This window comes from Alkalihalobacillus bogoriensis ATCC BAA-922, assembly GCF_000621445.1.
Taxonomy (GTDB): domain Bacteria; phylum Bacillota; class Bacilli; order Bacillales; family Bacillaceae_F; genus Bacillus_AO; species Bacillus_AO bogoriense.
The window spans coordinates 160914-177376 of record NZ_JHYI01000015.1; the positions used below are offsets into that span (position 1 = coordinate 160914).

12 protein-coding genes and 6 pseudogenes are annotated in these 16463 nt (G+C 32.9%); 16 read left to right on the top strand and 2 right to left on the bottom strand.

The features are described from left to right. The first annotated feature begins 59 nt into the window (after positions 1 to 59). The 16 genes and pseudogenes from T323_RS0108370 to T323_RS0108445 all read left to right on the top strand — a co-directional run bounded on the left by T323_RS0108370 (position 60) and on the right by T323_RS0108445 (position 15113). Positions 60 to 1337: a glycosyltransferase gene (locus tag T323_RS0108370; protein ID WP_026672875.1), complete on the top strand. Its 1278-nt coding sequence runs from the start codon at positions 60 to 62 to the stop codon at positions 1335 to 1337. A gap of 29 nt (positions 1338 to 1366) precedes the next feature. Next, positions 1367 to 2593 (top strand): glycosyltransferase, encoded by a 1227-nt coding sequence (locus tag T323_RS0108375; protein ID WP_026672876.1) that lies wholly within the window; start codon positions 1367 to 1369, stop codon positions 2591 to 2593. Between the two features lie 11 nt (positions 2594 to 2604). Next, positions 2605 to 3672, top strand: a complete 1068-nt coding sequence (locus tag T323_RS0108380; RefSeq protein ID WP_026672877.1) for an EpsG family protein — start codon at positions 2605 to 2607, stop codon at positions 3670 to 3672. Positions 3673 to 3720: 48 nt separating this feature from the next. After that, positions 3721 to 4742, top strand: a pseudogene (locus T323_RS26335) (polysaccharide biosynthesis protein). Further along, entirely contained in the window at positions 4743 to 5597 is an 855-nt protein-coding gene (locus T323_RS0108390; protein WP_026672878.1) for an SDR family oxidoreductase, read from the top strand. A 14-nt stretch (positions 5598 to 5611) separates the two neighbouring features. Further along, entirely contained in the window at positions 5612 to 6742 is a 1131-nt protein-coding gene (gene wecB, locus T323_RS0108395; RefSeq protein ID WP_026672879.1) for a non-hydrolyzing UDP-N-acetylglucosamine 2-epimerase, read from the top strand. Further along, entirely contained in the window at positions 6739 to 7959 is a 1221-nt protein-coding gene (locus tag T323_RS0108400; RefSeq protein ID WP_026672880.1) for a polysaccharide pyruvyl transferase family protein, read from the top strand. Before wecB ends, T323_RS0108400 begins: the two co-directional genes overlap by 4 nt. Before the next feature lie 371 nt (positions 7960 to 8330). Beyond that, positions 8331 to 9887: an oligosaccharide flippase family protein gene (locus tag T323_RS0108405; RefSeq protein WP_026672881.1), complete on the top strand. Its 1557-nt coding sequence runs from the start codon at positions 8331 to 8333 to the stop codon at positions 9885 to 9887. A gap of 30 nt (positions 9888 to 9917) precedes the next feature. Then, positions 9918 to 10295 (top strand): annotated as a pseudogene (locus T323_RS26340) (NAD-dependent epimerase/dehydratase family protein); the annotation flags it as partial. Between the two features lie 33 nt (positions 10296 to 10328). Next, positions 10329 to 10478: pseudogene (locus T323_RS29735) on the top strand (UDP-glucose 4-epimerase GalE); the annotation flags it as partial. A gap of 218 nt (positions 10479 to 10696) precedes the next feature. After that, a pseudogene (tnpA, locus tag T323_RS26345) lies at positions 10697 to 11178 on the top strand (IS200/IS605 family transposase). A gap of 779 nt (positions 11179 to 11957) precedes the next feature. Beyond that, positions 11958 to 12245 carry a hypothetical protein gene (locus T323_RS28780; protein ID WP_156942416.1) on the top strand — a complete coding sequence of 96 codons (288 nt, stop codon included), beginning with the start codon at positions 11958 to 11960 and terminating at the stop codon, positions 12243 to 12245. A gap of 24 nt (positions 12246 to 12269) precedes the next feature. Beyond that, positions 12270 to 12461, top strand: a pseudogene (locus T323_RS29740) (recombinase family protein); the annotation flags it as partial. Positions 12462 to 12650: 189 nt separating this feature from the next. Continuing rightward, positions 12651 to 13085, top strand: a pseudogene (locus tag T323_RS29370) (recombinase family protein). Further along, positions 13063 to 13662: a hypothetical protein gene (locus T323_RS0108440; protein ID WP_026672885.1), complete on the top strand. Its 600-nt coding sequence runs from the start codon at positions 13063 to 13065 to the stop codon at positions 13660 to 13662. Before T323_RS29370 ends, T323_RS0108440 begins: the two are co-directional and overlap by 23 nt. Positions 13663 to 13880: 218 nt before the next feature. Beyond that, positions 13881 to 15113 carry a hypothetical protein gene (locus tag T323_RS0108445; RefSeq protein ID WP_026672886.1) on the top strand — a complete coding sequence of 411 codons (1233 nt, stop codon included), beginning with the start codon at positions 13881 to 13883 and terminating at the stop codon, positions 15111 to 15113. An 81-nt stretch (positions 15114 to 15194) separates the two neighbouring features. Here T323_RS0108445 and T323_RS0108450 read toward each other — a convergent pair whose 3' ends face one another. Both T323_RS0108450 and T323_RS29165 read right to left on the bottom strand, forming a co-directional pair. Beyond that, positions 15195 to 15914 carry a hypothetical protein gene (locus T323_RS0108450; RefSeq protein WP_026672887.1) on the bottom strand — a complete coding sequence of 240 codons (720 nt, stop codon included), beginning with the start codon at positions 15912 to 15914 and terminating at the stop codon, positions 15195 to 15197. Between the two features lie 338 nt (positions 15915 to 16252). After that, on the bottom strand, positions 16253 to 16463 hold a 211-nt coding region (locus T323_RS29165; RefSeq protein ID WP_026672888.1), incomplete at its 5' end, for a DUF5348 domain-containing protein.

The window sequence follows — 16463 nt, forward strand, 5'->3', positions numbered from 1 at the left end:
GTGCAGACTTTAATTTCCGATTTTAATTGAAGAATTAACATATAGAAGGCGGAACTCAAATGGAAAGAAAAGTTTTATTGATTAGTCATAATGCGTTAGGAAAAGAAAATAATATGGCAAGAACACTGGAAAATCAATTTATGGGCTTAAAAAGTGAACAAATTGCCCAATTGTTTTTTTCTGATGAAGAACCCAACTCTGAATATTGTAACAACTATTTTCGTATCACTGATTCTGACGTACTTCGTTCGGTTTTTTCCAGAAAAGAAGTTGGGAATAAAGTCAATATCACTTCCCATAACTGTATGGAAAATAAAGATTTGTGGATAAAAACTAAAATTAGGAAAAAGGGGAATAGAAAGCCAGCCGTATATTTTATTCGAAATTTAATATGGTTACTAGGTAAATGGAAATCAAAGAAACTAGAAGAATGGCTGGATAAATTCAATCCAGACGTAATCTATTTTGCATCTGGTGACTATGCATTTTCTTATATTGTCACACTATATATAGCAAAGAGAAGGAACATCCCCGTAATCATTGGGTGTTATGATGATTTCTATGTTGACAAAAAGAAAACGATCGATCCTTTGTATCATATTACTTATTACAATTTAATGAAAACAGCAAAAGAGTTGTTTGATTATTCGAGCGCATTCGTGGCGGTTAGCGATATGATGAAAGACGACTATTCAAAATTATTTAAGAAGAAAGGGTATACTCTATATACTCCGACAAATCTACTGAATATTAGTAATAACTCTATTAAAACTGAATCAATAATTTATGCAGGAAATCTAGGCCACGGAAGAGCTGAACAGTTGATTTCACTTGGCAGAGCATTGAATAACATAGGTATTCCTGGCTTGGATCATATTGATGTTTTTTCTGGTGAAATCAGAACAGAAATTACAGGGAAGTTAACTTCTGATAATGGGATTAATTTTTGTGGAAGAGTAACTGCGGAAAAAGTACAGGAATTGATGCTTTCCAGTAAATATGTCATTCACACGGAATCATTTGATGAAATTTTTAAGAAACGTGTTAAATACTCTCTTTCAACTAAAATTGCTGATTGCTTGGCTTCTGGTGCGTGTATTATTGCCTACGGACCAAAGGAAGTAGCTTCTATTTCATACCTTCTAAAAGGTAAGGCAGCGTGTGTTATTTCAGATGAGGAATCACTGGAAGACAATTTAAAAAACTTGTTTTCGTCGGATGAGGAAAGTAATAGAGTATGTGCTTCTGCTAAAGAATTAGCAGATAGAAATCATAACGCGGTTAAAAACAGGGAATTGCTGTCCAATATTATTGAGTCTCTATTCGAAGTGCGATAGTAGATTATTTGAGGTGAAGTGGGGATAGTATGAAAGTATTACAAGTTAATAGTGTCTATAAAAGAGGAAGTACAGGCAAAATTGTATATGATATTCATAGCTTTTTACAAGAAAAAGGAATTGATTCTGTTGTTTGTTATGGAAGAGGACAAAAAGAGTGTGATGTGAATATTTATAAGACTTCTAGTGAGATTTCAGCTAAGTTTAATGCTTTAAGGTCACGAATTACAGGGCTACAGTTTAATGGTGCTTGGTTTGCAACTTATAAGTTAATAAAAATTATAAAGAAGGAACAACCAGATATTGTTCACCTTCAATGTATTAACGGTTATTTTGTAGATATATATAAATTACTTCAATTTCTAAAAAAAAATAATGTTAAAACTGTTTTAACGCTACATGCTGAATTTATGCATACGGGTAACTGCGGTCATTCTTTTGAATGTGAAAAATGGAAAAATGGCTGTGGTAATTGTCCGCAGCTTTGGTATGCAACTAAATCCTATCAGTTTGATCGTACTAAAACAGCATGGGAAAAAATGAAGGAAGCTTTTGATGGGTTTACTAATTTAAGAATTATTTCTGTATCTAAGTGGCTTGAAGATAGGGCCAAAATTTCTCCTATATTAAACCAACATTCATTTCGTGTTATTTACAATGGAATAGATACTGCAGAAACTTTTAAACCAACAAAGTATAATAATTTAAAAGAAAAACACGGCCTAGAAAACGAAAAGATTTTATTACATGTTACAGCTAATTTTTCGTTGGGTGAGAATGATTTAAAAGGTGGAAGATACATTGCTAGCTTAGCGGAAAGACTAAAAGATAAGAATATTAAAATAGTAGTTATTGGAAGTGAAGATTTGTCTGTCCAACTACCTTCAAATGTAATTAATGTTGGACGCACTATTAATCAAAAAGAGTTAGCAGCATATTATTCTATGGCAGATTTAACATTAATAACTAGTAAACGTGAAACATTTTCAATGGTTTGTGCAGAGTCTCTTTCATGCGGAACACCTGTTGTGGGTTTTAAAGCAGGTGGGCCAGAATCAATTGCTCTAAATAACTTTAGTAAGTTTGTTAACTATGGCGATATAGACGAACTAGAAAACACAGTCATTAACTGGTTAAATAAAAAAATAGAATATTCTTCAGAGGATATAGCGAACAGTGCACAAAAAGAATATTCAAGGGAAAGAATGGGTTTAGAATATTTGAATGTTTATAATCAATTAAATCAAATAGAGTAAGGAGAAGTAATGTGTATATAATTTTAATAATATCATTTCTCCTGGGTGGGCTTATATTTTACTTTTTTTCTAGAAAAGAAAAAGTAAAAAAGAAAATATGTATTTGGGGATTTTTGCATCTTTTTTTTTACGGGGCATTACGCTCCACTTCTATTGGAGTTGATGTACCGAGTTATGCGATGGCATATATGAGTTTACCAGGTTTATCGTTTAAGGAAATATTTACATCAACTCACTTACTTGTGTCAAGAGATCCTGTTTTCTATACTTTTTTAAAGTTTTTGACATTTTTAAACGAAGATCCGCAATTTATGCTTGTAACAATTTCATTAATAGTTGCTTTATGTGTTTCAATTTTTATTTATAGATATTCTGTAAGTCCAATTCTAAGTTTCACTATGTTTATTACATTGAGGTATTTTTCTTTTACTTTATCAGGGTTACGTCAAGGGGTTGCGCTGGGATTGGTCTTACTATCAATTAAATATATTAAAGAGGAAAAATTACTAAAGTTTATACTGTTAGTCTGTTTTGCATCATTATTTCATTTAAGTGCCTTAGTATTTCTTATTGCATACCCACTTTCAAAAATAAAGAGAATAAATTGGTTGAGTATTTTGATATTTTCAACTATGGTTTTAAATTTATTAACAGGTAATGGAGTGGTTAAATTGATAGTTAAATTACCCGTTTTTAATCAATATGAAGGATATGTATTTAGTAATGAGAGTACATCATCAGGAACAACAATGTTACTAATATATTTATGTATAATAGCGTTTGCTTTTATAGTTAGGGAGCAATTTGTAAAAAATTATGACGATGCATACTTGATGTACAACTTGTCAATAGTCGGAATCGCAATAACATCATTAACATTTGATTTTCCTAATATATTCCGAATGGGTTACTACTTTGTAGTTCCTATTATTGTTTTGCTTCCTGCTATTATAAGAAGTTCATTAGACAGGAGATTTCAACATATAGTTGTTTATATTGTAATTATATTATTAGCAGGACAGTTTATATTAATTGGGCCAGGTGCAGGAACAGAGAATTATCAATTTTTCTGGAAATAAGTTGATATTATTTGAATGTATACAAGTTTATTATTTGGAGGTAGAAAAATGTTTAAAAATAAGACTATATTAATAACGGGTGGTACCGGTAGCTTTGGTAATGCGGTGCTTGGTCGTTTTTTAAATACTGATATTGCTGAAATTCGTATTTTTTCACGAGATGAAAAAAACAAGATGATATGCGTAATTTATATAAAAATAAAAAAATAAAATACTACATCGGTGATGTCCGTGATATTAATAGCGTTAAAAATGCTATGCATGGTGTAGATTACATCTTTCATGCAGCAGCACTAAAACAAGTTCCTTCATGTGAATTCTTTCCTTTAGAAGCAGTTAAGACAAATGTGTTAGGAACTGATAATGTTCTTAGTGCTGCAATAGAATTTGGGGTTAAAAAAGTTATTTGTCTTTCAACAGATAAAGCAGCTTATCCAATTAATGCAATGGGGCTATCAAAAGGTATGATGGAAAAAGTCTATGTTGCTAAATCAAAAACAGTAGATCCTGGAAAGACATTAATCTGCGGAACACGTTACGGTAATGTAATGGCTTCAAGAGGCTCTGTTATCCCTTTATTTGTTGATCAAATTAAGAAAGGGTTGCCTATAACCATAACTGATCCTGATATGACAAGGTTTTTGATGAGTTTAGAAGAAGCTGTAGAGTTGGTGATTTTTGCATTTCAAAATGCTGAAGCAGGAGACATTATGGTTCAAAAAGCCCCTGCATCTACGATTGGTGACTTAGCACAAGCAATTAAAGAATTGTTTAATGCTGATAATGAAATCAAAATTATTGGTACTCGTCATGGTGAAAAGTTATATGAAACCCTTCTTACAAAAGAAGAGCATGTTGTAGCTCAAGATTTAGGTGGGTTTTATAAAGTTCCTGTAGATAAAAGAGACCTTAACTACGATAAATTTTTTATAGAAGGTAATGATAAAATTCAACAAGTTGAAGATTATAACTCTCATAACACTGAAAGACTTGGGGTCGAGGCAATAAAGGACAAGCTCCTAAACTTGGACTTCATTCAGGAAGAATTAAAAAGCTGGAGGAATAGGTAGATGAAAATCCTTGTACTTGGTGCAACGGGTATGGCAGGCCATGTAATTTCTATTTACTTAAAAGAAGCTGGACATGATGTAATGACATATAGTAGGAATAAGTTTGAATATTGTAACAACTATATTGGTGATGTTACTAACTTTTCTAACTTGAAAAATGTAATTATAGAAGGGGACTATGACGCTGTAATTAATGCGGTTGGAATATTAAATAGTGATGCTGAAGAAAACAAATCTATGGCAGTTTTATTGAATAGTTATTTACCACATTATTTAAGTGAGGTTACCAAGGATATAAAAACGCGAGTAGTCCATATGAGCACAGACTGTGTTTTTTCAGGGAAAACTGGTGGATATACAGAAAATTCACTTAGAGATGGTGAGACTTTCTATGATAGATCTAAAGCTTTAGGTGAACTTGAGAATGAAAAGGACTTAACTTTTAGAAATTCAATTATAGGTCCTGATCATAATAAGGATGGAATTGGACTTTTCAATTGGTTTATGCAGCAAGAAGGACAAATTTATGGATATAGTAAAGCAATATGGACAGGAGTAACAACACTTACACTTGCTAAAGCAATGGAGAAAGCTTTGGAAGAAAATTTAACAGGTTTATACAATTTAGTCAATAATGAAACAATAAGTAAATTTGACTTGCTTAATATGTTTAATAAATATATGAAAGATAATTCACTTACTATTCTCTCCAATGACAAGATAATAGTTGATAAATCTCTAATTAATAAAAGAGATCAATTCTCATTCGTGGTACCTAGCTATGAACAAATGATTATTGAAATGAAAGAGTGGATTGATAATCATAAAGAGCTTTACCCACATTACTATGAATAAAGGGGAAATAAGTAATGCTAAAATTAAAACTAATGACAATCGTAGGAACTCGTCCAGAGATTATTAAACTGTCAGAGACGATCAAAAAGTGTGATAAGTATTTTAATCATATATTGGTGCATACAGGTCAAAATCATGATTATGCACTTAACGAGGTATTTTTTGAAGAGTTGGAGCTTAGAAAACCAGACTTTTACCTTGGAGTGGTAGGAGATAATCTTGGCCAAACTATGGGAAACGTCTTAGCAAAGTCTTATGATATTATGCTTCAAGAAAAACCTGATGCGCTCTTGGTATTAGGTGATACTAATTCTTGCCTCAGTGTAATATCTGCTAAGCGCCTTAAGATTCCTATTTTTCACATGGAAGCTGGTAACAGATGCTTTGATGAAAATTTGCCAGAAGAAATTAATAGAAAAATCGTTGATCATACGAGTGATATTAACCTTTGCTACACAGAGCATGCTAGAAACAATCTTAATAGTGAGGGTATACCAAAAGAAAGAACATTTGTTATTGGATCTCCTATGGCAGAAATTCTTGATTTAAATGCAAATAAAATTAGTAACAGCAGGGTATTAGAATCCCTTAATCTTAAAAAAGGGAAATATATATTATTATCGGCTCATAGAGAAGAAAATATCGATAATGAGCAGAATTTTATGGAGTTGATGAACGCAGTAAATGCAATGGCTGAAATGTATAATATGCCAGTAATCTATAGTACTCATCCAAGAAGCAAGAAAATTATAGAACAACGGGGATTTAATTTTCATCATAACGTGAGGAGTTTAAAACCATTTGGATTTTTAGATTATAACCATTTGCAACAGCATTCTTTCTGTGTGGTTTCTGATAGTGGTACTATTGCTGAAGAGGCGTCTTATTTCAAATTTCCAGCAGTGTCAGTAAGAACTAGTACTGAAAGGCCAGAAGTATTGGACAAAGGTAATATGATAATTGGAAGCATAACTACTGAACAAGTCCTACAAGCAGTTGATATGGCTGTTGAAATGAATGTTCAGGGCGATCTTGGACTTGATGTACCTAATTATGTTGATACAAATATAAGTGTTAAAGTAGTTAAGCTTATTCAGAGTTATACAGGTATTGTAAATAAGATGGTGTGGAGGAAGACACAATGAAGAAATGTGTCTTAGTTAGCTTTTTTAATAGTCATAATCTCGGGGACTGTATGATTGCGGATATGTTATATAAAAAGGTATCCGAGCATTTTATTACTGAAAAATATAGTTATAGTGGGAATCCACTTGTGTTTACAGATATAAATGATATAGGTGGTACAAATACTACAAATCCACAAAAAATAAATACTTCTAAAAGATCAATATTTAAATTTTTTGAAAGGTCCCATTTGACTATATTAATAAAACTCTATAGAATGCTTAAACGAAAAACCTCTGCTACAAGTTATGCTGATTTTGAATCCAAAATTCAAGATGCAGATTTTCTAGTCATTGGTGGTGGTAATATGATTTTTGATATAGATAAGCATTCAAATTCAGCTTCGCGTTTTAATAGTTTTATAGAAATTGCAAAAAAAAGAGATATAAAGGTATTTGTAACTTCAATAGGAATTGGACCATTTACAACTTGGCAACAAGAAAAGGAAGCAGTAGACGCATTAAGAAGATGCGATTATATTTCTTTTAGAGATCAAAAATCCTATGACATCTTTACTAAACATACTGATAACTTAAAAGATGTATTTATATCAGTTGATCCAGTATTTTTCCTCCCGTATAGCTTAAAACCTTCTATATCAAACAGTTTAGTTATAGGACTTAATATTTTTAATAGTAAACTGATAAAAGATAGTGAAAGAGATTACGTGCAATTAATTGAAGGTTATGTGAAGCTTGCAGAAGGATTAACAAATAAAATAGGTGCTAAAGTAGTTATGTTCTCTACCGATTTGTCAGATTATGAAACAATATATGATGTATATAATCGTTTATCTGAAAAACAAAATTTTGAAGTTAGAGAAATTAATGGTCTTGATTCTTTAATAGAACTTTATAGTGAGATTTCCATATTAGTTGGGACCAGAATGCACGCAATGATAATTGCCTATACTCAACATATCCCAGTTATAGGTTTATCGTGGCAGCCAAAAGTAGATGCGTTCTTTGACATTATAGATTCAAAAAATTGTCTTTATAATTATAGTGTTATAGGAGCTAGTTTTAATGAAATTATTACTACTTGCCAAAGAAAGTTCAACAATTTAAATAACGAGAAGAATCAAATTAAAGAAAGACTTGATTTAATTAGAAAAAAGGAGATTGATGCTGACGTTTTACACAATATTGCATCAGTAGGACCTTCGAGGGATAGATGATTAGGGTAACTAATTTTATTATAGGTCATCATATCAACAATTATATAGAATTAGATAGTTAATTAATGATTAAGTAAACCTTTTTTGGAATGTCTGAATTATTTAGGTGGGTATTTTCTGATGGTGATACATGAACCTTCTGAATAAAGTCAAATCAAATAGCACCGACTAATCTAAATAAAAAATAACAAATATCTTTTTTCTTCCAATCATATTATCTTTACGTATTGAGTGGTAAATTAACTAGTAAAACTTGAGGACTATAGAAGTAGAATAATCTAAATGAGTGCTTAGAGTGTATTTAATATGTTGTTTAAGTCTAATTAAATGGTACATTGTATATTCGGATCTAACTCGAACTGGAGTAAAATATGAAAATAAATCAATTGAAATTTGGAATATATTTATCATATATATCACTTTTTATTTCTAATATTACAAATTTAATTCTTACTCCCTTCATCATTAGGAACCTAGGGCAGTCAGAATATGGACTATATATGCTTATTGGTGCTTTTGTTGGCTATATAGCTGTATTAGATTTTGGTCTAAGTAACGCTACAGTGAGGTTTGTAGCAAAGTACCGTGCAGAAAATAATAAAAAAGAAGAAGAAAATTTTTTGTTTTCAACATTAATAATATATTCAATTATTTCTTTTATTGTTTTAGTAATAGGGACAATAATATATTTGAATTTAGACAGTATTTTTAGGAATTCTCTAACATCATATGAGATAGAAATAGCAAAAGTGATGTTTATTGTTTTGGTTATTACCCTTGCCTTGACATTACCAATGAATCTATTTAAGGGAATTATAACAGCATATGAAAGGTTTATTTTCGATCGTGTTCTTACTATTTGTAGACTATTATTAAGAACCATTATCATACTAATCTTATTGTCATTGGGATACAAAGCAATTGCAATAGTTTTAATTGATGCTATTTTTAATGTAATAATGATGTTATTGAGCATGCTATACGTTTTCCTGAAGTTGAATGTTCGTATTCGCATGCATAGAATTAATATATCAGTGGTGAAAGAAATATTTTCATATTCTTCTTTGATATTTATAAGTGTAGTTGTCGACCAAATTTATTGGAGAATAGGTCATTTAGTACTTGGAATTGTAGCAAGTACTAGCGAGGTAGCGATATTTGCTATAGGAATGGTTATCGGACTGTATTTTATTACTTTTTCAACTGCAATCTCTGGGGTCTTTCTCCCTAAGATTACAAAAATGGTGGTTAATAATGCATCTGGAGAAGAACTAACGGATTTATTAATTAAAACAGGTCGATTACAACTTTTAATAATAGGACTTGTATTAGGTATATTTTCATTGTTCGGTAGTAAATTTATTTTATTATGGGCTGGTCCTGGGTTTGAGACTTCCTGGATAATAGCAATGATTGTTATGATACCTCTTGTAGTTGTATTGTCTCAAACAGTTGGAATTTCGATATTACAAGCTAAAAATATGCATGGATTTCGGGCGGTAGCATATCTTTGTATTTCATTTGTGAATGTATTTCTTAGTATCTATTTAGCAAGAATATTTGGTGCTGTAGGTACTGCAATAGGAACATCATTATCATTAATTATTGGAAATATATTTGCAATGAATGTATATTATCATTATAAAGTTGGGCTTAATATCCCAAGATTTTTTAAAGAAGTATACAAAAAATTGATAATAGCAATTCTTGGGTCAATCTGTATTGGGGTATTGTTATTGTTAATTCCTGGTGTTAATTGGATAACCTTAATTTTACAATGTGCTTTATATAGCTTTATTTATTTTTTGATTATGTGGTTCTTTGGTATGAATAAATATGAAAAAGATTTATTTTTAAATGAAATTAATAAAGTTATAAAGTTGTTTTCGATTTTTAAAAGTAGATATAAGCAGACAGATATAAATTAATATTGTTGTCATACTGTACCGTTTGTCGAGACGATGGACCTATTACTATTACCAACAACTAATCCATATGGGGAAACAAAGGCTATGAGTGAGCGGGTTTTAACAGATATAGCTAAAGCTAACGCATTTTTCTCAGTATCATTGCTCCGTTATTTTAACCCGGTTGGTGCTCATGAGAGTGGATGGATCGGAGAAGCACATAACGGTATTCCTAATAACTTAATGCCGTCGTGACTCAAGTTGCAAAAGGCAAGTTGGACAAGCTTCGAGTGTTCGGAAATGATTATCCACAGTAGATGGGACAGGGTTCGGGACTATATCCACGTAATGGATTTAGCTGAAGGTCATGTAGCAGCACTTGATAATCTAACTGAAGGTGTTCATATTTATATTTTAGGCACTGGCTAAGGTACTAGTGTATTAGAGTTAGTAAAAGCTTTAGAAGAAGAAAATGATATTGAAGCTCCTTATGAAATTGTCGATCGTAGACCGGGAGATAGCGCTTCATGTTATGCTGACGCATCTAAAGCTAAAAGGGAGCTTGGCTGGACAACTAAACGTGACATTGTGGCAATATACCGCGATGGATGACGATTTGAGAAGTATTACAAGGAAAATGGGTATTATTTACTGAAATGTAATTACCCGCTTAGCTAATACAGCTAGGCGGGCTTATTTGTCTAAATGAAAACCCTAGGCTAGGCCTAGGGTTCCAAAAAGCTTCTAGCGAGGTATTAAAAAAACTCCTCCGTGGTGCTAAAATATATTTGGTTCGCCAACCAATATAATAGCAAATGGAGGAGCTTATGATGTCTAAAGACACTAACAGTTTAGCACATACAAAGTGGAATTGTAAGTATCATATCGTATTTGCTCCTAAGTATAGGAGGCAGGTTATTTATGGTAAGTTACGAAAGAATATAGGAGAAATATTAAGAACATTATGCGAAAGAAAAGGAGTAGAAATTATAGAGGCAACTGCTTGTAAGGATCACATACATATGTTGGTATACCACCTAAAATAAGTGTGTCCTCATTTGTTGGATATTTAAAAGGGAAAAGTAGTTTAATGATATTTGATAGGCATGCAAATCTAAAGTATCGATATGGGAACCGAAAATTCTGGTGCACAGGTTTCTATGTGGATACAGTAGGAAGAAATAAAAAGGTGATTGAAGAATATATAAGAAACCAAATACAAGATGATATAGTCGCGGAACAACTAAGCTTGTTAGAGTATGTGGATCCGTTCTCAGGGGAAGAAATAAAGCGGAAAAAGAAAGTGAGATAGGCCTTTATAAGGTCTGGCCAGTGAAAGTAGTACAATTGGCGAACCATTCGGTAGCCCTTTAGGGCTTTGTCAGTAACAAAGGTTTTCAGCCACAAAACAAACCACCCGTTCACACGGGTGGTTTTGATTTTAGGTTAGAAAAAATAAGATTTATTGACATGTTAATAGTTTATCATCGATAATTTTCCCAGTATTTAAATCAATTAACATGGTAGAAAAGCTTAGATTTAAAAATCGAGGTGGGTATTTTAATATAACCTAATATATTTTTTCATTACTAACCGCTAAATTAATTTTTGTTGCAGGGCCCTTATCAAATATGGTTAATCGACCATAAGTACGCCAAATAATTTCTCTTGCACGGATATCATCCCTAAAGTGTTTTTCGTCATCTTCTCGGGTACAAAAATACCTGAAATCTAAATGCCAATCTCTGCCAAGTTCCAAGCGGCAGGGAAGAGTCCGACATATATAACCAAGAAAAAGAAGCTCGTGAAAACATAGAAAAGGAAATTGTAGAAAAAGAAGAGTTATGGAAACAAGTTGAAGAGGAGCGTGATTATCGGCATCATGCCATTTCCATTCTAAGTGATCCTACCAATGTGGACGATGATTTCAGTTTTGAGTTTATGCGAGCAATATTCGTTAAAGTATTGATCAATCCAACGTTTGAATTTGTTTTGACTTGGTTTGATGGCACACAAACGACCATTGTCTTAACCAACTGTTCTGCAAAAGGGCGGAAATTAAGTAAATCAAGGAAGAAGGGGGAGGGGAATTTGACTAACACATCAATACAAGCAAAAGTAGATAGTATAGCTGTAGAGCAACCTTCTGCACCAAAAAGAGTTCATGTCTTTACACAGGCATCTAATCTATCCGTTCAAGAGCTGACAAAGAATATTGATCAAAGCCCTATCATCTTTTTTGAACAAACATCACCAGCGAAAAAGAAAAAACGAGCGTGTTGTTATGCTAGGGTGTCTTCGGGAGATGAAGATAGCTTTTCAAGTTTTCAATTTCAAATTGTTAATTACACGTATTTTATTCATAAAAATCCTGACTGAGAGTTTGCGGGGAGCTGTGCGGATCGAGGTACTTCAGGAACATCAACGAAAAGAAGAGGCAACTTCAATAAAATGATTGATGATTGTATTGCTGGAAAGATTGATAAAATCATTACCAAGTCAATTTCTAGGTTTTCCAGGAACGTGATTGATTGTATTGAGATCTCACGCACTCTGAAGAGCCTCCCCAATCCTGTGGAAATTTATTTTGAATAGGAAAATATTAGCACACTGGACGAGAAAAGTGAGCTTTTAATAACTATTTTAAGTACGATTGCTCAAGAAGAGGCGAGAAATGCATCTGAAAATATTAAATGGGGAAATCGTAAGTTAATCGAACGAGGAAAATATAAACTTCCCGCTTACCGGTTTTATGGGTATAACACAGACGAACAGGGGAATTGGGTGGTTGATGAGGAACAAGCAGCGGTTATTCGAACCATCTATGATGGATATCTAGATGGAAAAAGCACAAAAAGTATTGCGAGAGAGTTAACAGAAAAAGGAGTGTTGAGTCCTCGAGGGCTTAAAGCGTGGAATGCGAATACGGTGGATCACCTTTTACGTAGTGAAACGGTAAGTGGAACAATCAGATAACAAAAGACTTATTCGAAAGATTATCTTGGTAAAAAGCAGGTCAAAAACCAAGGGGAGCTACCTCAATATATGATTGAGAACCACCATCCATCAATTATTGAACCGGAAGTATTTGAGAAGGTGCAAGAGGAGATAAAACGTCGGGAAATCGGGAGAAATAATCATAAGAAATATCCACATCAAACTGCATTCTTTAAACTATTTTATTGTGGGAAACTTGATGAACCATGTTGCGTACAGTAGCAAAAATACAGATGGAACGAAGGCCGTCCGCCATTATTGGAGATGCACAGTCGCCCTAGACCATAAGTTTACAACGGAATGTGATGCTCAAGGATATCGCGAGGAAATGATCGAAATGACGTTTATGAATATGTTGCACGAAATGAAAGAGCATCCCCAGCTCATCTATGAAACAAAACATGCGATTCAAGAAGTCGGTTTAAGCGAAGCGGAACAAGAGCAAATGAAAGAACTGAAGCAAAAGGTAAAAGATTATTATTATGTGCTGTATAAAGAAGTGGAAGCCAAGCGTGGCAATGATGATTTTGATGTTAATAGTTTTGAAATCAAACAGATAACAGATAAGATTATAGCTATTGAAAATGAACTTGAAGGTTATAATGAAAGACTTGAAAAGGTAAAACAAATGCAAGAGGATTTGGATTGGTTAGTAAATGAGTTAGAAGGCTTAAAAAAGTATCAACTAAGAAGAAGAGAAGCCACTTTCCGTGATGATATTTTCAGTCGCCTCATTAGACGTGGAGAAGTACATGAAGATGGCCGAATTGTTTACGATCTTTGTTTAGGCTTCCCATGAACCGCTTATAACAACAACCAGGCATTACCGAGAAGAAACAAGAGCAAAAAAAATAAAAAGTAATAGTTACGACCTTTGCTTTGGAATAAAGTGGACAGCCTATGGCAACGAAAAGAGACTGCCAAAAGCGAAAGGTAGTAATGCCAATAAAATAAAAGTATGTATTTCATTGACATTGTTTTCAATTAGGGTTAAAAGTTTTTATGAGGTGATAAACTTTGACACTAGTTGCGACATATCGATATGGTCCATATGCAATTATTCTTAATGATTTTCGAATTACCCACGATAAGAGGCCTCTTGGTGGGGGAGTTAAACAGGTTGATGCTTGTATGAAATTTGCTACAATTAGTAAAAGGATGGGAATGTTTTTTGCCGGGGATGTAGAATACATTCAGCGACTACTTCCAGTTATTCGTGAAATAGAACCTAATTTAACTTTAGGTAATGTAATAGAACACAATGGAATATTACAACAAAAACTTTTAGCTCATAGTAAGAAGATAGATCATCATCCTAAGCGGGTAATTCAAGCTATTGGTTTCATTTTTGATGAGACCACAAGAAGTAATGAGCTATTTGTGATAGAAGGTGTAGCCGGTACAGATCGAATGAGAGTTGGTAAAGTACCTAGTGGAAAGTGTACTGTAATTGGATCGGGAGGAAGGATACCTGAATTGGCTGAAGCATTAACAAAAGTAGGACGAAGTGGATCTTCCTATAAAAAATTACCCGCCCACCGAAACAAATATAGAAGGTATTATAAATTTGATCAGCAAACAGTAGCCGAAGCTTTGGAAAGTTCTCTTAAAAACATATTACAAAGATGCGGAAGTTCAGTTTATCAACATTTAGGAGTATCCCCATATTTTGCGTTATCATTGATTGGGCATTCTGCATTCGTTATGCAGGGGAGACATACTGAACAAAGGACATATACGACAGATTTTAATGGCTCAAATCCGGTTCCACATTCTATTTTGAAATATTCACTGGAAAGAAATCCTGTAAAAGGAGACATCAAACTAACTGACCATAATGCAGGTCAATCCGTAGTGGTTAAAGAAATTGAGAATTACAGTGAAGGTAATAGTAATGATATTCTCAACATTCCAATGAATGTTAAATTTGATCCGCAAGTTTACAATACAACCGACGGAAATTTATATATTATGAATCAGTGGGTTGAGAATGATTTTGTTGATCGCAAAATTGAAAAGTGCGAACTCGTCGATGGTGCGTTTTTTAATCCGGATTATATTTATTTAGCTTCAGATATCCTAGAACCTATTCCGAAAGATCAAGTTGGTAGATATAAGCGTGGTGGAAAGTATGTCCTTCACATCTCATCTGTGCTTGCTGTCGAGTTTGAAAACTTAGTGGAAAATCACGTTTTTGATCACGATTGGCTCCAACAATATGTTCAAAACTACTCTGTTTTTTATGAATAAAAAGGTAAAAAGCCGCCACGAGTAACATTTATCTGTGACGGCTTTTTACTTTCAAAGAAATCTAAGTGTACAAAGCAAATATTAAACAATAGGTATTTCTTCAACCTTTATTAACTTTAGAATGTTGATCAATTCATTTTGGTTTTCTAAAAATTGTTTCTCAAAATCAAAATTACATGGGCCTTCAAAAGCTGCATAAATAATATCCTCTTTTCCTCTATAAAACCCCAGCATATTGAGACCTAGTTCCTTGGATCTGGATTTCACCATACTTTGCACCATAGATTCTGGAAAAAAGTTATTGATCAACTTAAACCGTGTATCATAATAAATATCATGGTCCTTTCCTTTTATCGAATCAGAGAATAATGCTGATTTTAAGGAGTTCATTAATTCAATTGTAGGAGTTCCATCGTTATTATAATTTGTTTGTGTATCTTCATATTTATATAACATTTCAATCAAATTTGAAAAACCACTATCCATTGAAGATCTGGTATCCTTAATTTCTTGTTTTATAGTGTTAATTTCTTCTGCGCTTTCTCTAATTTTGTGGAGAGTTTCAGTTGCTAAAATAGATTGTTGAGATGATTGCTCCCCCTTAACTATAGAATAAAAAATAGCTATTACTGATAAGAACAAAGAACTTAATCCCATAGCAAAAGTTATTTTATCGAGTAATTCCGAAGATGTATCAACCCTAATGGTCCAACTTAATATTAACGCAAATAACAAAAACGCTATCCAATAGATATAATCTTTCTTCTCAATCCTGTTTAAGAAGCCTTTTAAACTTTCCATACTTATCCTCCGTTAATAAATATCTTTAGCACCTTTTATTCTACCATAACTATCCATTTTAATTTTCATAACTAGGCAATAGGTATCCCGCTATTAAAGTAAGCAACACAGAATTTCTAGGAAAAGATAAAATGTAGGCCGTAAATAGTTTGATATAATGATAAAAGAATTATGTAACGTATTGGATATTTACAGATACATCTAGGGAAGGACATCCTATATATAATAGAGTAATAGTGTTAATGACGTTCCAAAGTGTCTGGAACTTGATGGCGCTAATTGTCCTAAAACTGACGGATTCACTGTCCAAAATGAAAGGGAAGCACTTGACGGCTCCCCTAAGATTCTTTCACATCAACTTGATACGTTTCATTTTTCTTGAGATAAAACCTTACGTCATTTCGACCAGTAAGGATATACCAATCCCTTCCAAGTTCCAAGCGACAAGGAAGCGTCCGACCATATCCTAGATGAAGATCAAACCAGTCTCCGCAACGCATCTTATACCCTTTATTTTCTCCCCAAATGACAACCCAACAATCCAACTCT